This is a genomic window from Pantoea sp. Cy-639 (assembly GCF_011752525.1).
GTDB lineage: Bacteria > Pseudomonadota > Gammaproteobacteria > Pseudomonadales > Pseudomonadaceae > Aquipseudomonas.
In genome coordinates, this window is record NZ_VWXI01000002.1 from 247412 (window position 1) to 268106 (window position 20695).

The window sequence follows — 20695 nt, forward strand, 5'->3', positions numbered from 1 at the left end:
TGAACTAGCCAGTTTTCGGAGCTGGAACTAAGCCTGCTAAATCGTTACAGGCAGCCTAATTGAGCATGAATCTGTAGGCGATCGATTTGCAATAGGGTCCTCTGTAGGAGCGGCTTTAGCCGCGATGCAGGCAACGCGGTTCTGGCACCCGCTTCGCGGGTGATCGCGGCTAAAGCCGCTCCTACAGAGGTCGTGCCAAATCAAAGAAATATGTTGTGCTCCATGAGCGCGCGTTTACCGGCAAAGTATCGAGAGCTGCCAAGGCAGATAAAGCTGACTGCAAAGATCAACTTTGCTGGTTATTCCTTCGCCGTCCTACAAGACCATCATCAGACTTTCCTGATTACATGTAGTCCATTTCCGAAGCACACTTCTGCCCCTTTCAAGCCATTGCAGCCGCACGTTGCGCGGCCTAGTCTCGACCCGTCGTTGCCAACTCAACGACCGGCTTTGACAGGCCGAATCTCAGAACGCAATGGTTGCTTCATGGCAGCTGTGCGTGGGGCACATTCGTGTGCGCCGGGATCCTGAGCCTCGGTCTGTCAACCTACGTACAGCTGCCTCCATTGGTTTGACAGCTCGTGGTGGACGCCCTAATCGCTCAGGTTCTTACCATGATAAAAATTGTCCCCGACCCACCGCTAAAAACCGCCGACTCTCCTCATACCGTCGAAGATCTGCTCGTGCAGATCGCCGAATATCTGGTCTGTGCCCTCACCGCCGCCCAGCACGCCGCGATGATCCATACCAAACCGCCCGGCCAGGTCATGGCATTGACCGCCGTCCACGAAATCGACAGCGCGCGCACTTTGGTCGAGATGGCCTTGAGCCGTGTACAGGCAAGGCATTGATCGCGCCACCCCGCGAACAAGGAGAATCGGCATGAGCAACGAAAGGCCCATTACCACTATCGGCATCGGAAGCTTTGGCGAAAGTGGTGAAATCAACAACGAACAGCCGCTGTTTCGAGTCGTACCCGGTCACGCCTTGGACTACGCGCTGGAACAATCAACAACATTGATGACCTGCGCCTACACCCTGAGCGATATCGCGCTGACTCAGGACCTGAAGAACGCCCCTACATTGTTAGCCGCCGCACACTATCTCACCGGCATGGCCAAAGCACTGTCGCAAGATGTCTCCCACGCAGTTACGAACAATCACACTACTTAGCCCCACTGCAATGCAAAAAGCCCCGTAGCGCGAACGACGGGGCTCTGCGCCAGGATGCAGGAGGGGATTGCTTCAAGGCGCGACACGTACGCTAGCTAACAGTGGCATTTGGCCGTATCTACACCTTGCCTAATAGCCGGTAGTCCATTTCCGAATCGGGCGTTCAAGCCCGCCAAGGTATTGCCGCTGGCTAGGTACCACTCTAGGCTCTACCCCGTCGGTGATGCACAAAAGAATCGAAGACCCTAGACGAACAGATTGTGGTGCTTCAGGAGCTATTCGTAGCGGAGGGCGCAGATGGCTAAAAAAGACACACCAGGCGGTGGGCCGCGAAAACCTTGGGCCAACCACCTTCAGCGACTTCATGCAGCAGGCATGGGCTTGGGTGGACGTGACAAGCCAGCAGAGTGGGTTGATGCTGCAACCATAAATGACCTGACCCGTGAAGAACTCAATGCCAAGTTCGAGACCATCGAGATAAAGATGGACGCTAGGCTGGAAGCCATCGCTTCGAAAATCGACGGTTTTCTCAGCGCCCAGACAGAGCGCGACAAGCGTCTGGATGACACGATCGCAGGTGTGCCTCGAGACATTGTTCGACTAGGGAACCTGAAGCTGAATATCTGGGGCGCCACGCTGACCGCTGTTGCGCTTGGTGTAGCGGTGGCCGCACTGGGCGTGACGCTTTATCAAACAGGTAAAGGCGACATCGCCATACTGCCCCAGTCGTCATCTGCGATACAGGCACCCGCCTTGGACCACGCTGCACTCGACGCATAGAAACACGTCGCTCACTGATCCCATATCAGAACGCCTTGATTATTTCCCTTGCCAACCTTGCAGCCTCCTTGTCCATGGAGATAAAGCAGCCTTCGAATGAAGCGCTTGTCAAAACCAGCCTCTGCCCCTTGTACGCCGTGATGACCAACGTTGAGTATGGCCCTTCCTCACGCTCAGGCTTCCTAGCCCCAAGGTGGTTAGAACAAATTCGACAAACTCGTCGAACCGTTCCTCCTTATAGCCATTGAAAAAAATAAAATGGCTGTCTTCGGACGTAGATTCAGAAAACCCGCGCACCCTTTTTGCTCCCCATTTGGCCAGTTGATTACAACTACAGCTGCCAGAATGTCAGGCAAACCCCATACTCATCGAGAAGATCATCAGCAATCTCAAACTGAAAAACCTTCTCTGGAAAGCAGTCTGACAACGCGCGCTTCCAATACCTAGCGATCTGCTCGGCAAACAAATGACAAAGACGATAATCCTCCTCCGACAGCCCAACCTTAAATACGGGTCGATTCGGCGAATCCTCCCACTTTGAAAAGAACTGATTTATTGAGAAAATGTTTCTGTACCGCTCAACATCTTTACGCGATGTGCTTTGCTCCAACGCACCAGCTTCAGTCTCGACCAGCCCCTTCAAACATTTTTTTTGCGACTCGTATTGCTGTGCATTAGGCAGCCAAAAAACATGACCATCAACCTCAACAAAATCGGGAGAAAGCAAACCCAGAACAGAAATTGCCTGCTCCAATGAAACCAAGTTCCCTACATATGAGAAAAACTCTCCAGAGCCAATATCTGAAGCAAATAGACTCAACGAGTCTTTAGAAATACTACCTTGATAAGCTTTCATCAATTCAACCCTAAATGATCAAGAACCGACTGAGGAACATTTCCCTCAAAGGCTTTTGTGTCGTTCCCCTTCTTGGGAAAGTATGACCCATTCGGCGCCTGATTCCATTCGACCACCTTTATCCGAGAGCTAGACACATCATACAGTGCCCGTCCCTCAGGACCATAGACAACAGCATGCCCATTTCCAAGATTGGCGTAAGAATTGGGTGTTTGTCCTTGCAACGGATACTGAACACCACCACGCGTTCCTGCGACTGTCACATTCGTTTTCGTTAGCCCCTTGGTAAATTCTAAATCAATAATGTTACCGGCAGAGTCCGCAATGAACCGGGGTGTATTGGAAGCGTTAGCTTTCGACGAACCCGACTTAGGCTCCAAGCCCACCACACCCGAGGTGGGGCCTGAATCCGGCCGAGCTGAACCAGTGCCCTTGCTACCCCGTCCGGCCAACCCCGTAGCAATCCCTGCCGCACCGGACTCCGCCATGAACGTCTGGTACCAGAAATACTGTGCCTGGCGTTCCTCGTCATAGTGGCGATCCTGGATGATGCGCACCATCGCCCGTTCATCGTTTGTCAGCGTCGACAGTTCAGCCAGTGCATCCAGTGCACTCGAGCCCGCCTTGACATCCGTGTACTGATTGCTGCAATCGCCCTCCCCCTTTGCCTTGCAGCCTTCGAACCATGCGCCGGTCTTGCTTACCCTTATCCCTTCGTACTTATCCAGCACACCGCCGCGGCAGCCCGCAGGGTTCTCGGCGCCCCGGCACCCCACCAACTCTTGCGCGAACTTGTCCACCTCTTCGTGCTTGAGGTAGTTGTTCACCGTCGCTTGTTGGGCGACCCAACCGGCAACCTGCTGGTCCTTGTCGCTTCCTCCGGCTACCGCCGCAACGCTCATCCCCAGTAACTGAGACGTCATGGCCAACAGCTGGTCATGCGCCGCACCGGGGAAAATCTGCTCCCCGTACATCTGGATCAACGCCTTGTTGGCACCCGCCGCCAACGCCGAAGTCGCGAAGTCCCCGCCGGCCATCTCGCCGATCAAGCCGCCGACAATGGCATGGACAGCGACTCGCGTAGGCAAGCCGGAACCGACGAGGCTGCTGCCGACCTGGTTGTAGACAGCACCTGTCAACGCGTCCGCAGCCAGGCCCAGCGCCGCTTCTCCGACGTTGTCGATGAATTTGCCGCCACTGGCGACCGTCTTGAGCGCCGAACTGACCGCCAGGCGCGTGCCCATCTGGGTGATGAACGACGAATCGGCGACGTAACCACCCACCCCGGCGCTGACACCTGCAATGACATAGTTCTTGAGGCTTTCACTGGAGGTGACGTCCTTGAATACCGCTCCCAGGTCACCGCGGTTGTTGATGGTGCTGATCGTCGCGCCGCTGGCGGCGGAGGTGGCCACCGCGGTCAGCGCCATGTTCGCCCAGCCCGCCGAGGTTGCCGCGGTTGTCGCGGTCGCCGCCGTGCCAGCCGCCATCGCCGAGCCAGAGCTGGCCCCCGCCGCAGTACCAATCGCGCTGCTGGCCGCGCCGGCAGTCAACACGGTGACGATGATGATGATGGCCAATATGGCCCCTTGCCCGAGGCCGGAATGGCTGTACTTGAACGACTCATGCAGCTCTTTGACCTGGCGCCAGTCCACATCGCCACGCCGTTCGGCGTCCTTCAGCCATGCCAGTTGCGGGTCGGCCGCAACCATCGAATCGATGGCCTGGCTTACGGTTTCCTGGTCGATCTGGCGGATATCGATCTTCAGGCCATCCACGGCCTTGATCAGCACCTCGCCCTGGGCCACCAGTTGGCTCTGGCGCAAGGTCTCATCGGTGTTGCCCTTGCCCTTGGCGCTATTCCAGGCCAGGCTGTTCTTGCTCTTGATGTGACTTTCCTGATGCAGGTCCTTGACCGCTTCGAAGGTGATACCCCCGCCACTGCTGAGGGTCAGGTCGCCACCGCTGTCGAGTTTTGCCACCTGGTAAAGCTGGTCTCCTGCGCTGACCAGCGTCAGGTCCCCACCCGTGGTGATCGCGCTTCCGACGTTGGTGATCCGAGTGACTTCGTCACGCTTGATGTACTTGCTGCCAAAACTGCCTTTCTTCTTCTTGTCGTACAGCGAATAGTCGCTGTCCTCGGCGGCGAGCAAGGCAAGCTTGCCACCCGCCACGAGGTAGGCTTCGTCGCCCGCGCTGATGCGGCTGGCGCTCATGGCCAGGTCTTCACCCGCGCTGATGGCGATATCGCCACCGGCCTTGAGCTCGGCCCCGACCTGCCTGACGTGGTCTTCCTGGGTCTTGAGCTTCTTCGAGGTGTAGGACGCGTGCTGCTCATCCGCCGCCGACGCCAGGGTCACGTCACCCCGGGCCGAAATATCGATATCGCGTTGCGCCTCGATCCGGCTGGCCACCGCGGTCAGGTCACGCCCGGCCACCGCGGTGAAATCCCGACCCGCGGTGACACTGGAACCGCTCTGGACAATCGACTGGGTCTTGGTGCGCCCGTAGGCGGCACTGTCCACGGCCTCGGCCGAACCCAGCACGATGTCGCGCCCAGCCTGCAGCGTGGTGTCCCGCCCGCTCTGCAACACACCGCCCGCGCTGAGAAGATCGCGGCCAGCGTTGATGCTCATGTCGTTGGCGGCCTCGATGCGCGCGGCGCTGTCCGCGTAGTCCTTGCGCGCGGACAGGCGGGCGCTGTCGGTGACATGGCTGGTCACCGAGCGTTCGTTGACGACATCGCCAATCAACGTGGTGAGGCTGACATCGCGGCCAGAGATGATGCCGCCGGCCTTGTTGACGATATCGTTGCCCGCCAGCAGGTCGACACGGTTGCCGGCCTGGATCAGGCCGCCATTGAGGATGTCGTTGCCGGCGCTGGCCGACAGGTTGTCGGTGGCCCGCAGGGTGCCGACGTTGACCAGGTCCTGCCCGGCGATCAGGTCGAGGTTCTTGCCCGCCACCAGTGCACCGTTGGGCGCCAGGCGGTTGTTGGCGTTGGCGAGGTAGACCACCGGCACCAGCACCTTCTGGCCATTGATGGTGGCTTCTTCCAGCCAGACGATGTCGTGGGTCAGCGCGGCGACCTGCTCCGAGGTCAGGCCCACGCCCACCGCCAGGTTCAACTGCTGCTTGCTGGCGATGGCGTTGTCCATCAGGTACTTGAACATCTTCTCGTCGCTGGTCTGCCCGGCGAGGAAACGCTGGCCGGTGGCGGCCACCACCGCCTGCTGGATCAGGCGCTGCTCGTAGAAGCCGTCCCCCAGGCGCTTGGCGCTTTCATCCGGGTTGTAACCCAGCCCGGCCAGCAGGTAGTCGGAGCTCATGAACTGCTTGAGGTCGGTCAGCAGCGGGTTGGTTTCGACCAGGTACTTGTGCGGTTGGGGCGGTACCGTGCGATCCGGCAGGCCCTCGACGCGCTGGATGACCTGGCCAGCCGTCGCGGTCGCCGGCGTGCTGCCGGGTGCCGTCACTTTCGCCGTGCGCGCATCGACGCCAGGGACGTCCGCACGTTCGCTTGCAGGCACCACGACCGGGACTTGGCTTACCACGGGCGCCAGGTCCGGCCGGGTGGGCTGGCTGATACCCACCTGCCCATCACCTGGGCCGGTGTTGCCGGCCCCCTGGCCCGTCGCGCTGACCGAACCGGTGCTGTCAGCGACGGACGTCTGGCTACCGATCACTTCGTTGCGGGTGATTGCGTCGGCGCTGGTGCGCCCCGATTTCCAGGTGCCATTGTCGACGGCAGTCACCGGGGACACCTGGATCGAGCGGCCATTGCCATCGATGACGGCGGCTTCGCGGGCGGTCACTGCCACCTGGTGCGCGCCTGCCGCAAGCGCACCGATGTCGTCCAGCTTGAGGGTGCGTGCGGAGGCACCAGGCACGGCTTGCTCGCGCTGTGCCAGATCGATGCTGGCACCGCTTAGGGTCCAATTGCCGGAAGTGCTGTCACCCTGGGCGACGCCTGCCGCGCTGGCAGCTTTGTCGCTCAGGCGGAACAGGCCGTTCGGGTTGGTGGGCAAGCTGAAGCCAGGCAGGCTCAACGGGTTGACCTGTTGCTGGGCCAGGTTGGGCGGCAGTTGCCGGTTCAGGACGATGACCGGCGCGCTGCCCGCCACCTTGGTGTCCAGGCTGCGGGCAGCCCCTGCCGCGCCACGGCTGTAGGCGCGCTCAACACCATTGGTGATCTTGCTGGCGGCGGTAATGGAGACGGCGCCGCCGGCCTCTACCACCGAGGGCAGGTAGTTGGAACCGGCATTTTCTACGCGCTGGGTGAGAAACGGATCGGTGCCTTGAATAACCGCCGGAGCGTTATCGACTCGCCCACTTGCATAGTTCGCCGGAAGCACGAATTCCGCATAACCGTATTTTTGACTACTGCCGCTGAGGCCAGTGTCCAGGCGCATGCTGGCGAAATTGGTCCAAGACCGGATCTCACCTTTGCCAATCGAGCGGCTGCCCGAAGTGATTGACGCCATCGACTCGGAACCGGCCGCATTCCAGAACCTGATCCCGCCGTTATAGCCTGCGTCATGATCCGCGTTGTATTGAACGATTTCCTTCCATAGGCTCCAGCCTACTTTGCCGACATCGATGTACTTGAGCTCCGAGTAGCCGTTGAGCGATGTCCCGGTATTGGAGAACGTCCCCGTCCGGATATCGATGTTGCCCGCCGCTGAAACCGTGGAGTTGGAGTTCGAGAACGTCTCGCTTGCAACGGAGAGATTGCGTCCCGCAACGAGGCTGGATTGTTTCGTCACCTGGCCAACTGCGTCATAGGTGTATGTTTTGCCCCACACCAGGTGAGAAACCGGCGCAATCTGTACCTTGCCATCCATGTAACTGGAACAGCTGTAGCAACGAACACCGATGTAGCCAGACTGCAGCGTCGGCGTCGGGTCGAAGTCCAACCGCTTGTTGCTGACGGTCGTGGCCGCGATGGTGAAGTCGCCAAGGCTCTCAAGCGTCCCGGAGATGTTTTCCAGCAAGGCTGCCCGCGTGCCTTGCGCATCCCTGGCCACGCGGATCGCGCCCAGGCTGTAGATGTCGCCTTCGCGGTTGGTAAGGTTTTGCACATAGAGCGCCATGTCGGCGCCGCTGAAAATGAACCCGCCCTGGTTCACCAGGTTCGCAGTGCTGGCGGTCAACACCTGGCCACTGCCCAGTGAGCCGTAGTTGTCGATGCCGCCGGCCTCGAGGGTCAGGTTGGCGGCGGACGTCAGGCGCCCGGCGTTGCTCAACAGGCCGCCCACCTTGACCATGGTGTTGTCGCCGGCCGACAGGCTGGCGCTCCCTCCCACGGTCAATTGGCCCAGCGTGAGGTTCATGGCGCCGAGGCTGCTGGTGCGCCCGCTGGCATTCAGGCTACCGCCGAGCGTCAGGTCAAAACGACCGTCACTGGCGATCACGCCCGCCGTGGACCAATTGTTGCCACTGCCACTGAAGCTTTCCGAGGCCAGCAGTCGCCCTTCGGCGGTCTGGTTCAGTTCACCGACATTGACGGTCAGTCGCCCAGCCTGGATTACGCTGCTGTTGGTCCAGCTGGCGGCGTTCAGGGTCAGACCACCGCGGGTCACCAAGTTGCCACCGCTGTTGGCCAGGTTCGCCATGGACACGTCGAAGTTGCCCGTGCCGCCGTGCAGCACCACACCGTTGAGGTTGCTCAGGCTCGTGGTGTTCAAGGTCAGGTCGGTGTTGCCGATTTCCACCCGGCCGAAACGGTTGTCGAAACCGCCTCGGATCTGGAAATCGCTCTTGCCTGCCGTCCCCAGGGCTCGCAACTGGCCGCTCTGGTTGTCCACCCCCCCCGCCGACACTTGCAGCAGGGTATCGCTTTCAATGACGCCCGAGCGGTTCACCAGCTCATCGCCCAGCGCCAGCTCGATACGTCCACCGGCCAGTTGTCCTGCGCTGTTGTCCAGCCCCAGGCCATCAACTCGCACCAGCCCCTTGGCGTAAAGCCCGCCACCGGCGTTGATCAGATCCCCACCACGAATGCGTGCATCACCCGACTGCGCGGCGATGCGACCGCCGCTGTTGTCGACCACGCCGGCGACCATCAGCAACTGCTGGCCTTGCACGACTCCACCCTTGCCACTGGCATCGCGCCGATTGTCGAGCACGCCGCTGACATTGACGTCCAGCAACCCGGCGAGGCTGGCGAGGATGCCACCCTGGTTGCTCAAGCTGCCTGCACGCTGCACCACAAGGTTGCCACCCTGGGCAAGCAGCTTGCCGCCCCGGTTGTCCAACCCTGCGCCGACATCCAGCAGCAGCCCGCTGCGCCCTTGCACTTCGCCCTGCTGGTTGATCAGCTCGGCAGCCTGCAACCGGACATCTGCATTCTCGCTGTAGATCAACCCCTGGGCGCTGTTGCGCAGGATCGAGCTGGCGTTGACCTTGACCTGCTCCTTGGCCGCAAGGGTGCCAAGCTGGCTGTTGTCGAGGCTACCCGCATTCAGTTCCAGGCGGCCGCGGCTGACGATCTTGCCACCCTGGTTGGCGACTTGCAGCGCCTGCTTGAGCAGCAAGGTGTCGGCACTGACCAGGGTGCCGCCGGTATTGGTCAAGATGCCACGCAGATCCAGGGTCAGGCTGCCGTTGCCCGCGATGCGCCCGGCACTGTTGTCGAGGTCGGTGCCATTGACCGTGATCCATTGCTGGGCATCGATGCTGCCACTCTGGTTGCCGAGGCTGGTGACGTTCAGTTGCAGGGCGTCGCCACTGGACAGCACGCCACCGCTGTTGTCGAGGCTGGCCGCGCCAATGTCCATGCGGCCCTGGCTGACCAGGGCACCGTCGCCGCTGTTGAGCAGGCTCCCAGACAGTTGCACGTCCAGCGCGCCACTGCGGCTGGACAAGGTGCCGGCATTGCGGTTGTCGAGACTGCCGCCATACAGGGTCAAGCCTTGCCAACCGGACAGCAGGCCGTTTTGGTTGGCGACGCTGCCGACGTTCAGGAACACCTGACGAGTGCCGATCAACCTGCCATTGCCGTTATCAAGACGGTTGGCGGAGAGGGTCAGGCCCTGTTTGGCGGAGAGCTCGCCGCCCACGTTGTCGAACACACCCACGTGCTGCACGTTCAGCGCGCCGCCCGCCTGGATCAGGCCATTGCGGTTGCTCAGGTCGTGACCACCCAGGTCGAGGGTCAACGCCTGCTCGCCAAGGATGCGGCCGCTGTTCACCGACAACGCGCCGAGGTTCAGGCCCAGGTCACCGCGAGCGGAAACTTCGCCGTTGCTGCTGTCCAGCCCCTCGGCGGTGATGTCGAGACGACCCTGGCTATTGATCAGGCCGGAGGTGCTGTTGTTCAGCGTGCGCGCGACCAGGGCCACGCTACCGGTGCCGAGCAGGCTGCCACCTTGGTTGTACAGGTCGCCGCTGCGCAGCTTCAGTGCGCCAGCCGCGCTGACCAGGCCTTGCTGGCGGTTGTCGAGCAAGCCCCCGCTGTCCAGTTGCAGGTCGCCCCGGCTGTTGAGCAGGCCAGTGCGATTGTCCACGCTACCCGCGTCGATGCGCAGGTTGGCGGCGCCGATCAGGCCCTTGATGTTGCTCAAGGTCTTGGCGATCACCAGGTTCAGGTCCTGGCTGGCGAGCACGCGCCCATTGTCGTTGTCCAGGCTGCGAGCCTCGAGGGTGAACGCCTGGGTGCTGGAGATTTCGCCGTTATGGTTGCTCACATCGACCAGGTTGCCCAGCAGCAGCGGGCCTGCGCTGTGGATCAATCCGCCCTGGTTGTCCAGTTTGCCGCCCTGGAGGTCGAGGCTCAGGCGGGTGTCGCTGATCAGTTTGCCGCCCAGCTGGTCGAGGCCTGTGACTTTGGCGGTCAGGGCCTGGAGGCTGCCGATGCTGCCGCCGTTGCTGACCTGGCCAGCGGTGAGGTCGAGCGTTTGCGCACTGTTGAGGCGGCCACCACGGTTGCTCAAGGCCCCGGTGACAAGGTCGACCGCGCCCTTGGCGCTGAGGCTGCCTTGGTCGTTGACCAGGCTGGCACTGCGCAACAGCAGGCTGGCATCGCTCACCAGCTCGCCATGGGTGTTGTCCAGCCCGTTCCTGAGGTTCAGGGACAGTGCGCCGGCACTGCCCAGGCTACCGTTGCGGTTATCGAGACTGCCCGCCGTGAGTGCCAGGGTCGACTCGCTGCTCAGGGTACCCTGCTGGTTGTCCAGGTCGCCGCTGAGCTTGAGCACCAGCGGCAGTTGCGCACGGATGAAGCCGCCGTTGTTGCTCAGGCTGGCCCCCACCAGGCTCACGCCCTGACCGTTCACCTGGCCACGGCTGTTGTTGATGACACGTTGCACGGCGAGGGCCAGGTTGCCTGCGGCGAACACCACGCCGCCATCACTGTTGTCCAGGCTCAGCCCGGTGACCGAGACATCGCTGTTGCCGGTCAGCTCACCGCCGCGGTTGTCCAAGGTGTCGACCGAGAGTTTCAGCGCTTTTGTCGCACCCAGCAGGCCGCCACGGTTGTCCAGGTGAGAGGACGTCACCTCGACGCGGTCGGTGCCGATCAACTGGCCGCTCTGGTTGTCGATGGTCGCCACGTCCACCTCGACCAGCGCCTTGCCGGCGACCTCGCCGTGGCGGTTGTCCAGGCTGGCGCCGGCGAGCGAGAGCGCGCCAGCGGCGATCAGCGTGCCGCCCTGGTTGACCAGCGCATCGCGGGCGTTCACCGTCAGGCTGCCGCGGCTGCTGATACGGCCATCACGGTTGTCCAGGCTCAGGCTGCCCAGGTCGAGACTCGCGGCGCTGATCCGCCCCTGGCTGTTGCCCAGCCCCTGCTCGCTGCGCAGGACCAGGCCCTGGTCGCTGACCAGCTTGCCGCCGCCGTTGTCGAGGCTGCGTGCGGCAAGCGTGAAGGCATTCTGGCTGGAGATCTCGCCCCCGCGGTTGGTGACCACGCCAAGGTTCTTCAGGACCAGTTGCGACGCGTTGATCAAGCCTTGGTTGCTCAAATCCCCTTGGTCGAGGTCCAGGGTCAACTGGCTGTTGCTGAACAATTCGCCATGATCCTGGACCAGCCCCGCCATACGGGCATCGAGCACGCCATTGCTGGCGATCCGTCCACCGTTGTTGACCTGGCCGGCACGCAGGCTCAGTGTCGTGTCGCTGATGATCCGGCCACCCAGCAGGTTGTCCAGACGCCCGGTGACCAGGCTCGTAGCGCCCTGGCTCTTGATCAGGCCTTGCCCGCTGTTGTCCAGGCTGGCGCTGGAGAGGCTGAGGTACTGGGCGCTTTCGACGACACCGCCCTGGTTGAGCAGGCCTGCCGCGCTGGTCAATACCAGCGGGCCGGCGCTGGAAATGCTGCCGCCACGGTTGTCCAGTTGTTCACCGCTCAGGCTCAGTGCACCTTCACTGACAAGCTTGCCCTGGCCGTTCAACAGATGGCCATCGAGCAGTGCCGCCGGTTGTGCGGTGAGACGAACCTGCAGCGAGCGCTGCCCCGAGAGCGTGCCCTGGGTGTTGTCCAGATGCCCGCCGGTCAGGCTGACATCCTGGCCGAACAACAGGCCGCGCGCCTGGTTGATGACCTTGGCCACGGTCATGTCCAGGCGGGTGCCGGCCAACAGCTTGCCGCCACTGTTGTCCAACTGCCCCGCGCTGACGCCGACAGCTTGCTGGCCGGAGATTTCACCACCGCGGTTGTCAGCGGAATCCACCTCGATCTTCAGCGCTTTCGTGCTGCCTACCAAGCCGCCCGCGCGGTTGTCCAGCCGGCCGCCGATCAGGCTCAGGCCACCCTGGGCCACCAGCTCGCCCGCCTGTTGATCGAGCGTTTTGACGGTGGCGAGCAGATCGCCCTGGCTGGCGATGCGCCCTTTGCCATTGTTGACGGTGTCGGCGTGCAGGAGAACCTGGCCACCCGCACTGACCAGGCCTTGCTGGTTGAGCAGTTCACCGCTGTCGAGATCCAGCTTGCCCGCACCGTTGAGCAGACCCTCACGGTTGTCGAGCAATGCCAGGCGCAACGTCAGGTCCTGATTGCCACGCACGACACCACCGCGGTTGTCCAATGAGGTGCCACGCAGGCTCAGGCTGCCCTGCCCGGACAGACGCCCCGCACGGTTGTCGATGCGATCGACCAGCAGTTCCATGGTGCCTTTGGCGAGCACGGCACCTGCGGCCTGGTTGTCCAGCAGACCGCTGAGTGCCAGCGACAGGCTACCGTCACTGACCAGACTGCCACCGCTGCGGTTGTCGAGGCTCGTGGCAGCAACCTTCAACGCATGGCCGGCACCCAGGGTCCCGCCCTGGTTGAACAGCGCCCCCGTCACGCCCAGGTCCAGGCTGCCGTCGCTCATCACCTGGCCCTGGCCGTTGGCCAGGCTGGCCGCCCTGATCGTGCTGATGCCGGCGCCGGATACTTCGCCCGCCTCGTTGAGCAGTGCGCCGGCCAATGTGAGGTCCAGGTTGGCGGAGCTGCTGAACAACCCGTCGTGGTTATCCAGGCTGACCGCTTCTGCCGTCAGGCCGGCGGCGGCAATTTGGCCGCCGACATTGAGCAACGCCTGGCGGATATGCAGATCGATGGCCTTGCCACTGAGCAGGTCGCCGTAACTGTTGTCCAGGTGCTCGGCGAACAGGCTGAAGCCCTGTTCGCTCGAGATTTCGCCAGACCGGTTGACCACCGTGGACAAGTTGCGCAGCCGCAACGGCCCCACTGCGTTGATCAAACCGTCGCTGTTGTCCAGCAGCCCCTGGTTCAGGTCCAGGGTCAGGGCACTGCCACTGTACAACTGGCCACCGCCATGCTGGTCGAGCCCGGCCAGCGTGGCGCTCAACGCCTTGTCACTGGCGATTCGCCCACCGTGGTTGTCGACCTGGCCGGCGCTGAGGTCGAGGCGGTCGCCGCTGGTGAGGTAGCCGGCCTGATTGCTCAAGCCACCAGTGGTCACACGCAATCCGGCATCGGCGGCGATACGCCCCCGACTGTTGTCGAGCGAGAGGCTGGCCAGGGTCAAGGCGCCACCGGCGAGCAGTTGCCCGCCGGCGTTGCCAACACCCTGCCCCGCCGTCAGTGTCAGGTTGCCCGCCCCGCTCACCCGGCCACTGTCGTTGAGCAGGTTGACCAGGTCGAGGCCGAGGTCGGCATCACTGCGCAGCACGCCCTGGCGGTTGTCCAGTTGCCCATTGGCGCCGTTACCGTCGCGCAGCAGCAACGACAGCCCCTGCTTGGCATACAGGCTGCCTTGAGCACTATTGTCCAACTGCCCGGCGACGAGGGTGACTGTGCGCTGGCCGGAGATGATGCCCTTGGCCTGGTTATCGAGACGAGCCAGGGTCAGTGCCAGGTTGCCGTTGGCGACTACCCGACCGCCGCCGCTGTTGTCCAGGTGGCCGCCGTTGACAGTGAGGTCGGAAACGCTGCTGATTTCGCCGCCACGGTTGTCGATCTGGGTCGCCTTGAGGGTCAGGTTGCCCTGCGTGGCAATCCGCCCACCCAGCCGGTTGTCCAGGCCGGCTGCATTCAGTTGCAACGTGCCCACCGCGCCGAGTACGCCGCCCTGGTTGAGCAGTTGCCCGGCGACGGCGAGGTCCAGGGTACCGTCGCTGCTCACTCGCCCTTGATGGTTGTCGAGCGCTCCGTCCACCGTCAGGTTCAGGCCGTTGCGCGCTTCCAGGGTACCTTGACGGTTGGCCAGGGAAGCCACGCGGGCATCCAGCGCCGCAGCTCTGACCAGACCCAGGGTGTTGTCCAGGGCGCGCGCGATGCGCAAGGTCAGTTGCTGGTCCGCAAGCAGCTTGCCGCCTCGGTTATCCAGGCTGGCGGCCGCCACGGTGAAGGTCTGCCGACTGGAAATCTCTCCCCCCTGGTTGTCGACCCCGTTCAGGTTGCTCAGCAGCAACTGGCCAGGCGCGTTGATCAGGCCACCGCGGTTGTCCAGATGGCCGTTGTTCAGGTCGAGGGCCAGACTGTCCTGGCTGTAGAGCTGCCCGCCGCCAACCTGGCTCAGGCCACTGACACTGGCCTTTACATCACGGGCATAAATGCGACCGGCAGTGCCGTTGTCCAGTTGCCCGGCACCTAGCTGCAAGGTCGCACCCGCCAGCAATTGCCCCTGGTAGTTGACCAGGTCGGCGCCGGTCAGTTGCAGGTTGCCTCCGGCGCTGAACAGGCCGCTCTGGTTGAGCAGGTTGCCGGCCAGCGTGGCCGTCAGGTCGGCACCGCTGGTGAGCTTGCCGAACGCGTTGTCGAGGCCAGTGGCCGTCAGTGCCAACGCGGAGCCCGCAGCCAGGACACCGTGGTCGTTATCGATACCGGCACTGTCCAGGCGCAGGCTTGCGCTGGCCTGGATCCGGCCATTGCGGTTGTCCAAAGCGCCCAGGCCCAGCCGGACATCCGCGCCCTGCACCTCACCGTCCCGGTTGTCCAGCCCGGCACTGACCACCAGGCCAAGACCACCCTCGCTCTTGAGCTTGCCGCCGCGGTTGTCCAGATGGTCGCCGCGCAGTTCGAAACCAAGCGCGCTGGAAATCTCCCCAGCCTGATTGTTCACCGCCGCCAGGTTGAGCAACTGCAGTTGGCCAGGCACCGTGACCAGCCCACCCTGGTTGTTCCATGTGCCGTGATTCAGGTCCAGGCGCAGGCCCGACTGGCCGTGCAGGCGCCCGGCGCTGTTGTCCAGGCTGCCCACCGCCACCTGCAGGTCGCCCTGCGCACTGAGGTTGCCGTCATGGTTGTTCAGCACGCCCGCGACGCGGGCTCCCATACCACCCTGGCTGAAAACCATGCCCCGTTGATCGTTGAGCAGGCTGGCGGCATCGATCCACAAGCCTTGGGCGCTGATCAGGCCGGCACTGTTACCCAGTGCCCCGGCGATGCTCAGGGTCAAGGCCTGGTCGCTCAGCAACTTGCCGGCACCGTTGTCGAGGCCACTCGCCACCACGCTGAACGCGCGATTACTGGAAATCTCGCCCTGGCGGTTGTCGACGTTGGCCAGATGCTCCAGGTCCAGCTGGCCATTGGCATTGATCACCCCGCCACGGTTGTCCAGGTGACCGTGGCGCACGTCGAGGCGCAGGCCATTGTCACTGTGCAGGCTCCCGCCACCCTGCTGGTCCAGGCTGCCGATGCTGGCCGTCAGTTGCTGCGCGCTATTGACCTGCCCGCCACGGTTGTCGAGCAGGCCAGCGGCCTGCAAGTCGAGGGATTGGCCAGCCGAAACCAGGCCCGCAACGTTGTCCAGCGAAGCCACGCGCAACGTCACTTGACCCAAGCTGGACAGTTCGCCATTGCGGTTGATCAAGGTCATGCTGTTGACGTCCAGCGCAACACTGCCGGCGATCAAGCCACCTTGGCCATTGAGCAGGGTCTGGCTGTTGACACCAAGGTCCCCTGCGGACAGGACACGCCCCCGATTCTGGTTGTCCAACTGCTGCGCGTCGATCCGGGCAGTGCGCCCGGCACTCAGGGTGCCGCCCTGGTTCGCCAGGTCAGCGGTGTTGATAGCGAGGTCGCGGCTGGCAGCCAGGGTGTGCCCGTTGTTGTCGACGGCTTGCGCGGTCACCTGCAGGTCACCCTGGTGATTGCGGCTGCCGTCGGCGTTGACCCCGGCCTCGACGATGCCCTGGTTGAGCACCCGGCCAGCGCTGTCCAGGCGCAGGCTATCGCCGGCGGCCAAACTCCGCTGGTTGCGCAGGTCACCCTGGCTGGTGATCGCCAGGTCCTTGGCGGCATGGACCGGCCCCTGCACATCCACACCCTGCGCCTTGGCGGCCAGCGCACCGCCCGCGAAGGCCTGCCCCAGGTCCAGCTTGCCGTTGGCATCGATATGGATATCGCCACCGGCGATCATGTCGCCAGCCAGCCGAACCCCGACGCCCGCCTCGGTACCGACCAGGCGGATGGTGTTGGCGTACATTCCCCCCAACGCCGACGAGTCGATCGCCAGCTCCGGTGCCGGGCTGCCGTCGCCGGCCCGGGCGGTAGCGGCCAGGGTGTGGGCATCGACATCGTTGCGGCCGGCGACGATGTCCAGCTTGTTCGCCTGGATCCGCGCATTGATCTGCGTGGCGCGGGTGATGATCTCGAATTGGTCGACATTGCTCGCATTGAGCCCAGCGCCCTGGATGGACACGGAGCCCTGATCGACCTGGTAGCGGCTCAACTGGCCGTTATCGATCACCGGCTTGCCCGTGCTGAGCGTGACGTTGGGCGTGTTGATGAAACCGCAACCGTCGCAACTGATCCCGTGGGGGTTGGCAACGATGACATGCGCGGACTTGCCCGCCACTTCGGTGTAACCACGCAACTGGCTGGGGTTTGCGCCATTGACTTCGTTGAGGATGATGTCGGCGGCCCGGCCATTGAGGTTCGGGTTACCGACAATGATCCCGCCCAGCTGGGTGGCCTGCGTGCGCTCGGTGGCGTTGTTGAGGATCAGCCCCTGGGCATCGACGTTGTAGTCCTTGAACTGGTTGTGCGACAGGCCATTGGCATTCGGCGTGGCAATATTGACGATCGGCACACCATTGCCCGCCTGGGCCAGCCCGGTGCCCGGCGCACTGACCACGATACCTTCGGCCTGGGCCCACAGCGGCTGCCAGAACATGACGTTCGCCAGCAGGAACGCCAGCGCACGCTTGGAAATACCGCAGAACGATCCGCGCGATTGCACGGTCGCCGAAGGCAGTCGGGCCAGGAAAACGAATTGGCGGGCATCCATGTCGTTGTCTCGCGTCAGCAGTGGCGGTGCTTACAACAACAGCTCCAGCCGCAAACAGGTGGGCGGTTCGCGCTCGATGATCACGTCCGGGCGCTCCAGGGAACAGGCGAAAGTGGCGCTGGCGGCCAGGCACAGGCGATCCCCCGGGGACAGGCTGTCGGCGACCTTGATTCGAGGGTGAAGAGGGGAAAGCGCAACCTCATCGCGAGGTGGTGAAGCGACATGGCCCCAAGCTATGGCATTACGCCATCACGGCGCCGCGATACTAATGGAGCTGAAAATCTGACGTCAAGAAAATTGCGTGACCACGTGCTGCCCAGGGGATGGCAAACATCCGTGGCAGAAACGACGAAGCCCCCGAAAACTCAACGTTTTCGGGGGCTTCGACTACTTCGCGTATGGCGGAGAGATAGGGATTTGAACCCTAGGTACTGTTGCCAGTACAACGGATTTCGAATCCGTCCCGTTCGACCACTCCGGCATCTCTCCAATGCCGCGCATCATACCAGCGATTTCTTGAAAGGCAAACTTTTTTTCAAAAAAAATCGCGTGGTATCAGACGCTTGCGTGAACGCGCCGCTTACAGCGGCACGCCCAGGCGCTTGGCAACTTCTTCGTAGGCTTCGATCACGTCGCCCAGACCCTGGCGGAAGCGGTCCTTGTCCATCTTCTTGCGAGTCTCTTTGTCCCACAGGCGGCAACCATCCGGGCTGAACTCGTCACCCAGGACGATCTGGCCGTGGAATACGCCGAACTCCAGCTTAAAGTCGACCAGCAGCAGGCCGGCGTCATCGAACAGCTTGCTCAGCACTTCGTTGACCTTCAACGACAGCTTCTTCATCTCGACCAACTGCTCGGCGGTGCCCCAACCGAAGGCGACGACGTGGGATTCGTTGATGAAGGGGTCGCCCTTCTCGTCGTTCTTCAGGAACAGCTCGAAGGTCGACGGCTCCAGCTTGATGCCTTCCTCGACCCCCAGACGCTTGACCAGGCTGCCGGCGGCATAGTTGCGCACCACGCACTCGACCGGAATCATGTCCAGCTTCTTTACCAGACACTCGTTGTCACCCAGCAGTTTGTCGAACTGGGTCGACACGCCGGCTTCTTCGAGCTTCTGCATGATGAAGGCGTTGAACTTGTTGTTCACCATGCCCTTGCGGTCCAGCTGCTCGATGCGCTTGCCGTCGAACGCCGAGGTGTCGTTACGGAACAGCAGGATCAAGCGGTCGGCGTCGTCGGTCTGGTAAACCGATTTGGCCTTGCCGCGGTAGAGTTCGTCGCGTTTTTCCATGATGGGCTCCGCTTGCTGAGTAGGTGGGCTAGGCGATTTGGCGCCAGTCGAGCCCATGATCCTGATTGGCCACCTGGAGCCAGTCCGGGTCGCACCCGAGGGTGTCGACGAAGCACTGGCGGGCCAGATGTGGCAGGTTGTTCTTGCTGCTGAGATGGGCCAGCACCAGGTGCTGAAGTTTTTGCCAGCCCAGCTCGGCCACCAGGCTGGCGGCCTGGTGGTTGTTCAAATGTCCCTGGCTGCCGCCGACCCGCAGCTTGAGAAAGTGCGGATAGTGCCCGCGGGCCAGCAGGTCGCGACAGTGGTTGGCCTCGATCAGCAATGCGTCCAGATCCTGGTAGCGCGACAACAACTGGTAGTCGTAGCTGCCCAGGTCGGTGAGCATGCCGAAACGTCGGCGACCATCGCTGATCACGTACTGCAGCGGCTCATAGGCATCATGCTCGACCCGCGCCGCACTGACTTCCAGATCACCGATACGCAGCAGGTCGCCACAGCCGAGAAAACCCGCGACCTCCACTGGTTTGCGCAGGCCACGCAAGGTGCCCTGGCTCATGTACACCGGAGTATTGTAGCGGCGCGCCAGCAACCCTACCCCGTGCACGTGGTCGGCATGTTCGTGGGTCACCAGCACCGCGCTCAGCTGGCTGGCCGATACCCCGAGCAGCGCCAGGCGCCGCTCGGTCTCGCGCAGGGAAAAGCCGCAGTCGACCAGGATGAACGTGTCACCACTGGCGATCAGCGTGCCGTTTCCCTGGCTACCGCTTCCAAGAACCGCGAAGCGCACTTAGCCCAGACGGTCCTGGATCGCGCTCAGCACGCGACGGGCCACATCGGCGGGCGCCACGGTGTTGATGTTCTTCTCGACGGTCACCTGCACGTTCTCGCCAACCTTGCTCAGGCGCACCTGGTAACGCTCGGCACGCGCCTCACGCTCTTCCTTGGTCGGCTCGCTGCCGAACAGGCGACTGAAGAAGCCAGGCTCCTTCTGCTTGTCGTCAGGCTTCTCGGACAGGTTGATGTAGTACAGACCCAGGCTGCGGTTGATGTCCTCGACACGCCACTCGCCCTGCTCCAGGGCACGACCGACACCGGACCAGGCCCGATCGAGGTCGGAGCCGAGGTACAGCACCGGGTTGCCGCTGCCATCCTCGCTCAGGCTGACCTGGCTCGGCGCATCGAAGTCACGGGCCGCGAGCAGCGACACCGAACCACCCTTCTCGGCGTTGCGGTTCATGCTGGCGAGCATTTCGTCGACCAGCAGCGCATCGGCGCCGGTATTGCTCGAAGTGGACGGGAAGCCAGGCTCGGCGGTGCTGCCGGCCGGACGCTCGACGCTGACGATGTACACCTCGGAGGTGTTGCGCTGCACGCCAGGCTCCATGCGCACACGAACGCGCACTTCGCTGTCCTGGCTGCCGGAAACGCTGGCCAGGCGCTGGCCGAGGGAAGCCGACAGCTCATCGAAGCGCTGCCAGGTGGTGTTGAATTCGCCGGTCTGCGGACGCTCCTCGGCGATGCGGAAGCCGTTGTCCTCGAAGAACTGGCGGGTCACCGGCCAGACTTCGGCAGGCGAGCGCTGGGCCAGCACCCAGCGGCTGTTGCCGCTGCGCTGCAGGCTGAAATCACTGATATCGGCGGCAGCCGTCAGCGGTTGCGGACGCGGCACCTCGAACTCGCCGGAGGCGCGGTCGTCGGCGACGTTACGCGGGATCGGCAGCAGCGGATCCATGCGCTTGACGTTGCTGGCGTCCGGCGGCAGTTGCATCGGCGCGGTCGGGTGCGCCTGCAGGTAATCGCTGCCGCGGTCGCGGAAATAGCCATCCTCGCCCCACAGCCAGCCGCACCCGCTGGTGCTGGAGATGATCAGGGCGAGAGCGGAAAGACCAGCCAGTCGCTTCATGCGGTGTACTTCCT

Annotated in this window: 8 protein-coding genes and 1 tRNA gene; 3 read left to right on the top strand and 6 right to left on the bottom strand. The window is 62.8% G+C overall.

Annotation, left to right across the window (positions count from 1 at the left end; translation table 11 throughout):
* Positions 1-614 precede the first annotated feature (614 nt).
* From F3J43_RS03415 to F3J43_RS03425, 3 genes are all read left to right on the top strand, one after another.
* On the top strand, positions 615-851 hold the full coding sequence (locus tag F3J43_RS03415; protein WP_166883414.1) for a hypothetical protein: 237 nt from the start codon (positions 615-617) through the stop codon (positions 849-851).
* 31 nt (positions 852-882) lie between these two features.
* Positions 883-1173 carry a DUF3077 domain-containing protein gene (locus tag F3J43_RS03420; RefSeq protein WP_166883415.1) on the top strand — a complete coding sequence of 97 codons (291 nt, stop codon included), beginning with the start codon at positions 883-885 and terminating at the stop codon, positions 1171-1173.
* A 297-nt stretch (positions 1174-1470) separates the two neighbouring features.
* Positions 1471-1953 (top strand): hypothetical protein, encoded by a 483-nt coding sequence (locus tag F3J43_RS03425; RefSeq protein WP_166883416.1) that lies wholly within the window; start codon positions 1471-1473, stop codon positions 1951-1953.
* A 331-nt stretch (positions 1954-2284) separates the two neighbouring features.
* Here F3J43_RS03425 and F3J43_RS03430 read toward each other — a convergent pair whose 3' ends face one another.
* The 6 genes from F3J43_RS03430 to bamC form a co-directional block, all read right to left on the bottom strand.
* Positions 2285-2809, bottom strand: a complete 525-nt coding sequence (locus F3J43_RS03430) for a hypothetical protein (RefSeq protein WP_166883417.1) — start codon at positions 2807-2809, stop codon at positions 2285-2287.
* Complete coding sequence (locus tag F3J43_RS03435) at positions 2809-17487, bottom strand: two-partner secretion domain-containing protein (RefSeq protein ID WP_166883418.1); 14679 nt, start codon at positions 17485-17487, stop codon at positions 2809-2811. Before F3J43_RS03435 ends, F3J43_RS03430 begins: the two co-directional genes overlap by 1 nt.
* A gap of 399 nt (positions 17488-17886) precedes the next feature.
* Positions 17887-17976 (bottom strand) — tRNA-Ser (locus F3J43_RS03440).
* A 91-nt stretch (positions 17977-18067) separates the two neighbouring features.
* On the bottom strand, positions 18068-18778 hold the full coding sequence (gene purC / locus F3J43_RS03445) for a phosphoribosylaminoimidazolesuccinocarboxamide synthase (RefSeq protein WP_166883419.1): 711 nt from the start codon (positions 18776-18778) through the stop codon (positions 18068-18070).
* Between the two features lie 28 nt (positions 18779-18806).
* Positions 18807-19565: an MBL fold metallo-hydrolase gene (locus F3J43_RS03450; protein ID WP_166883420.1), complete on the bottom strand. Its 759-nt coding sequence runs from the start codon at positions 19563-19565 to the stop codon at positions 18807-18809.
* Positions 19566-20681: an NlpB/DapX family lipoprotein gene (bamC, locus tag F3J43_RS03455; RefSeq protein ID WP_166883421.1), complete on the bottom strand. Its 1116-nt coding sequence runs from the start codon at positions 20679-20681 to the stop codon at positions 19566-19568.
* Positions 20682-20695: the final 14 nt, after the last annotated feature.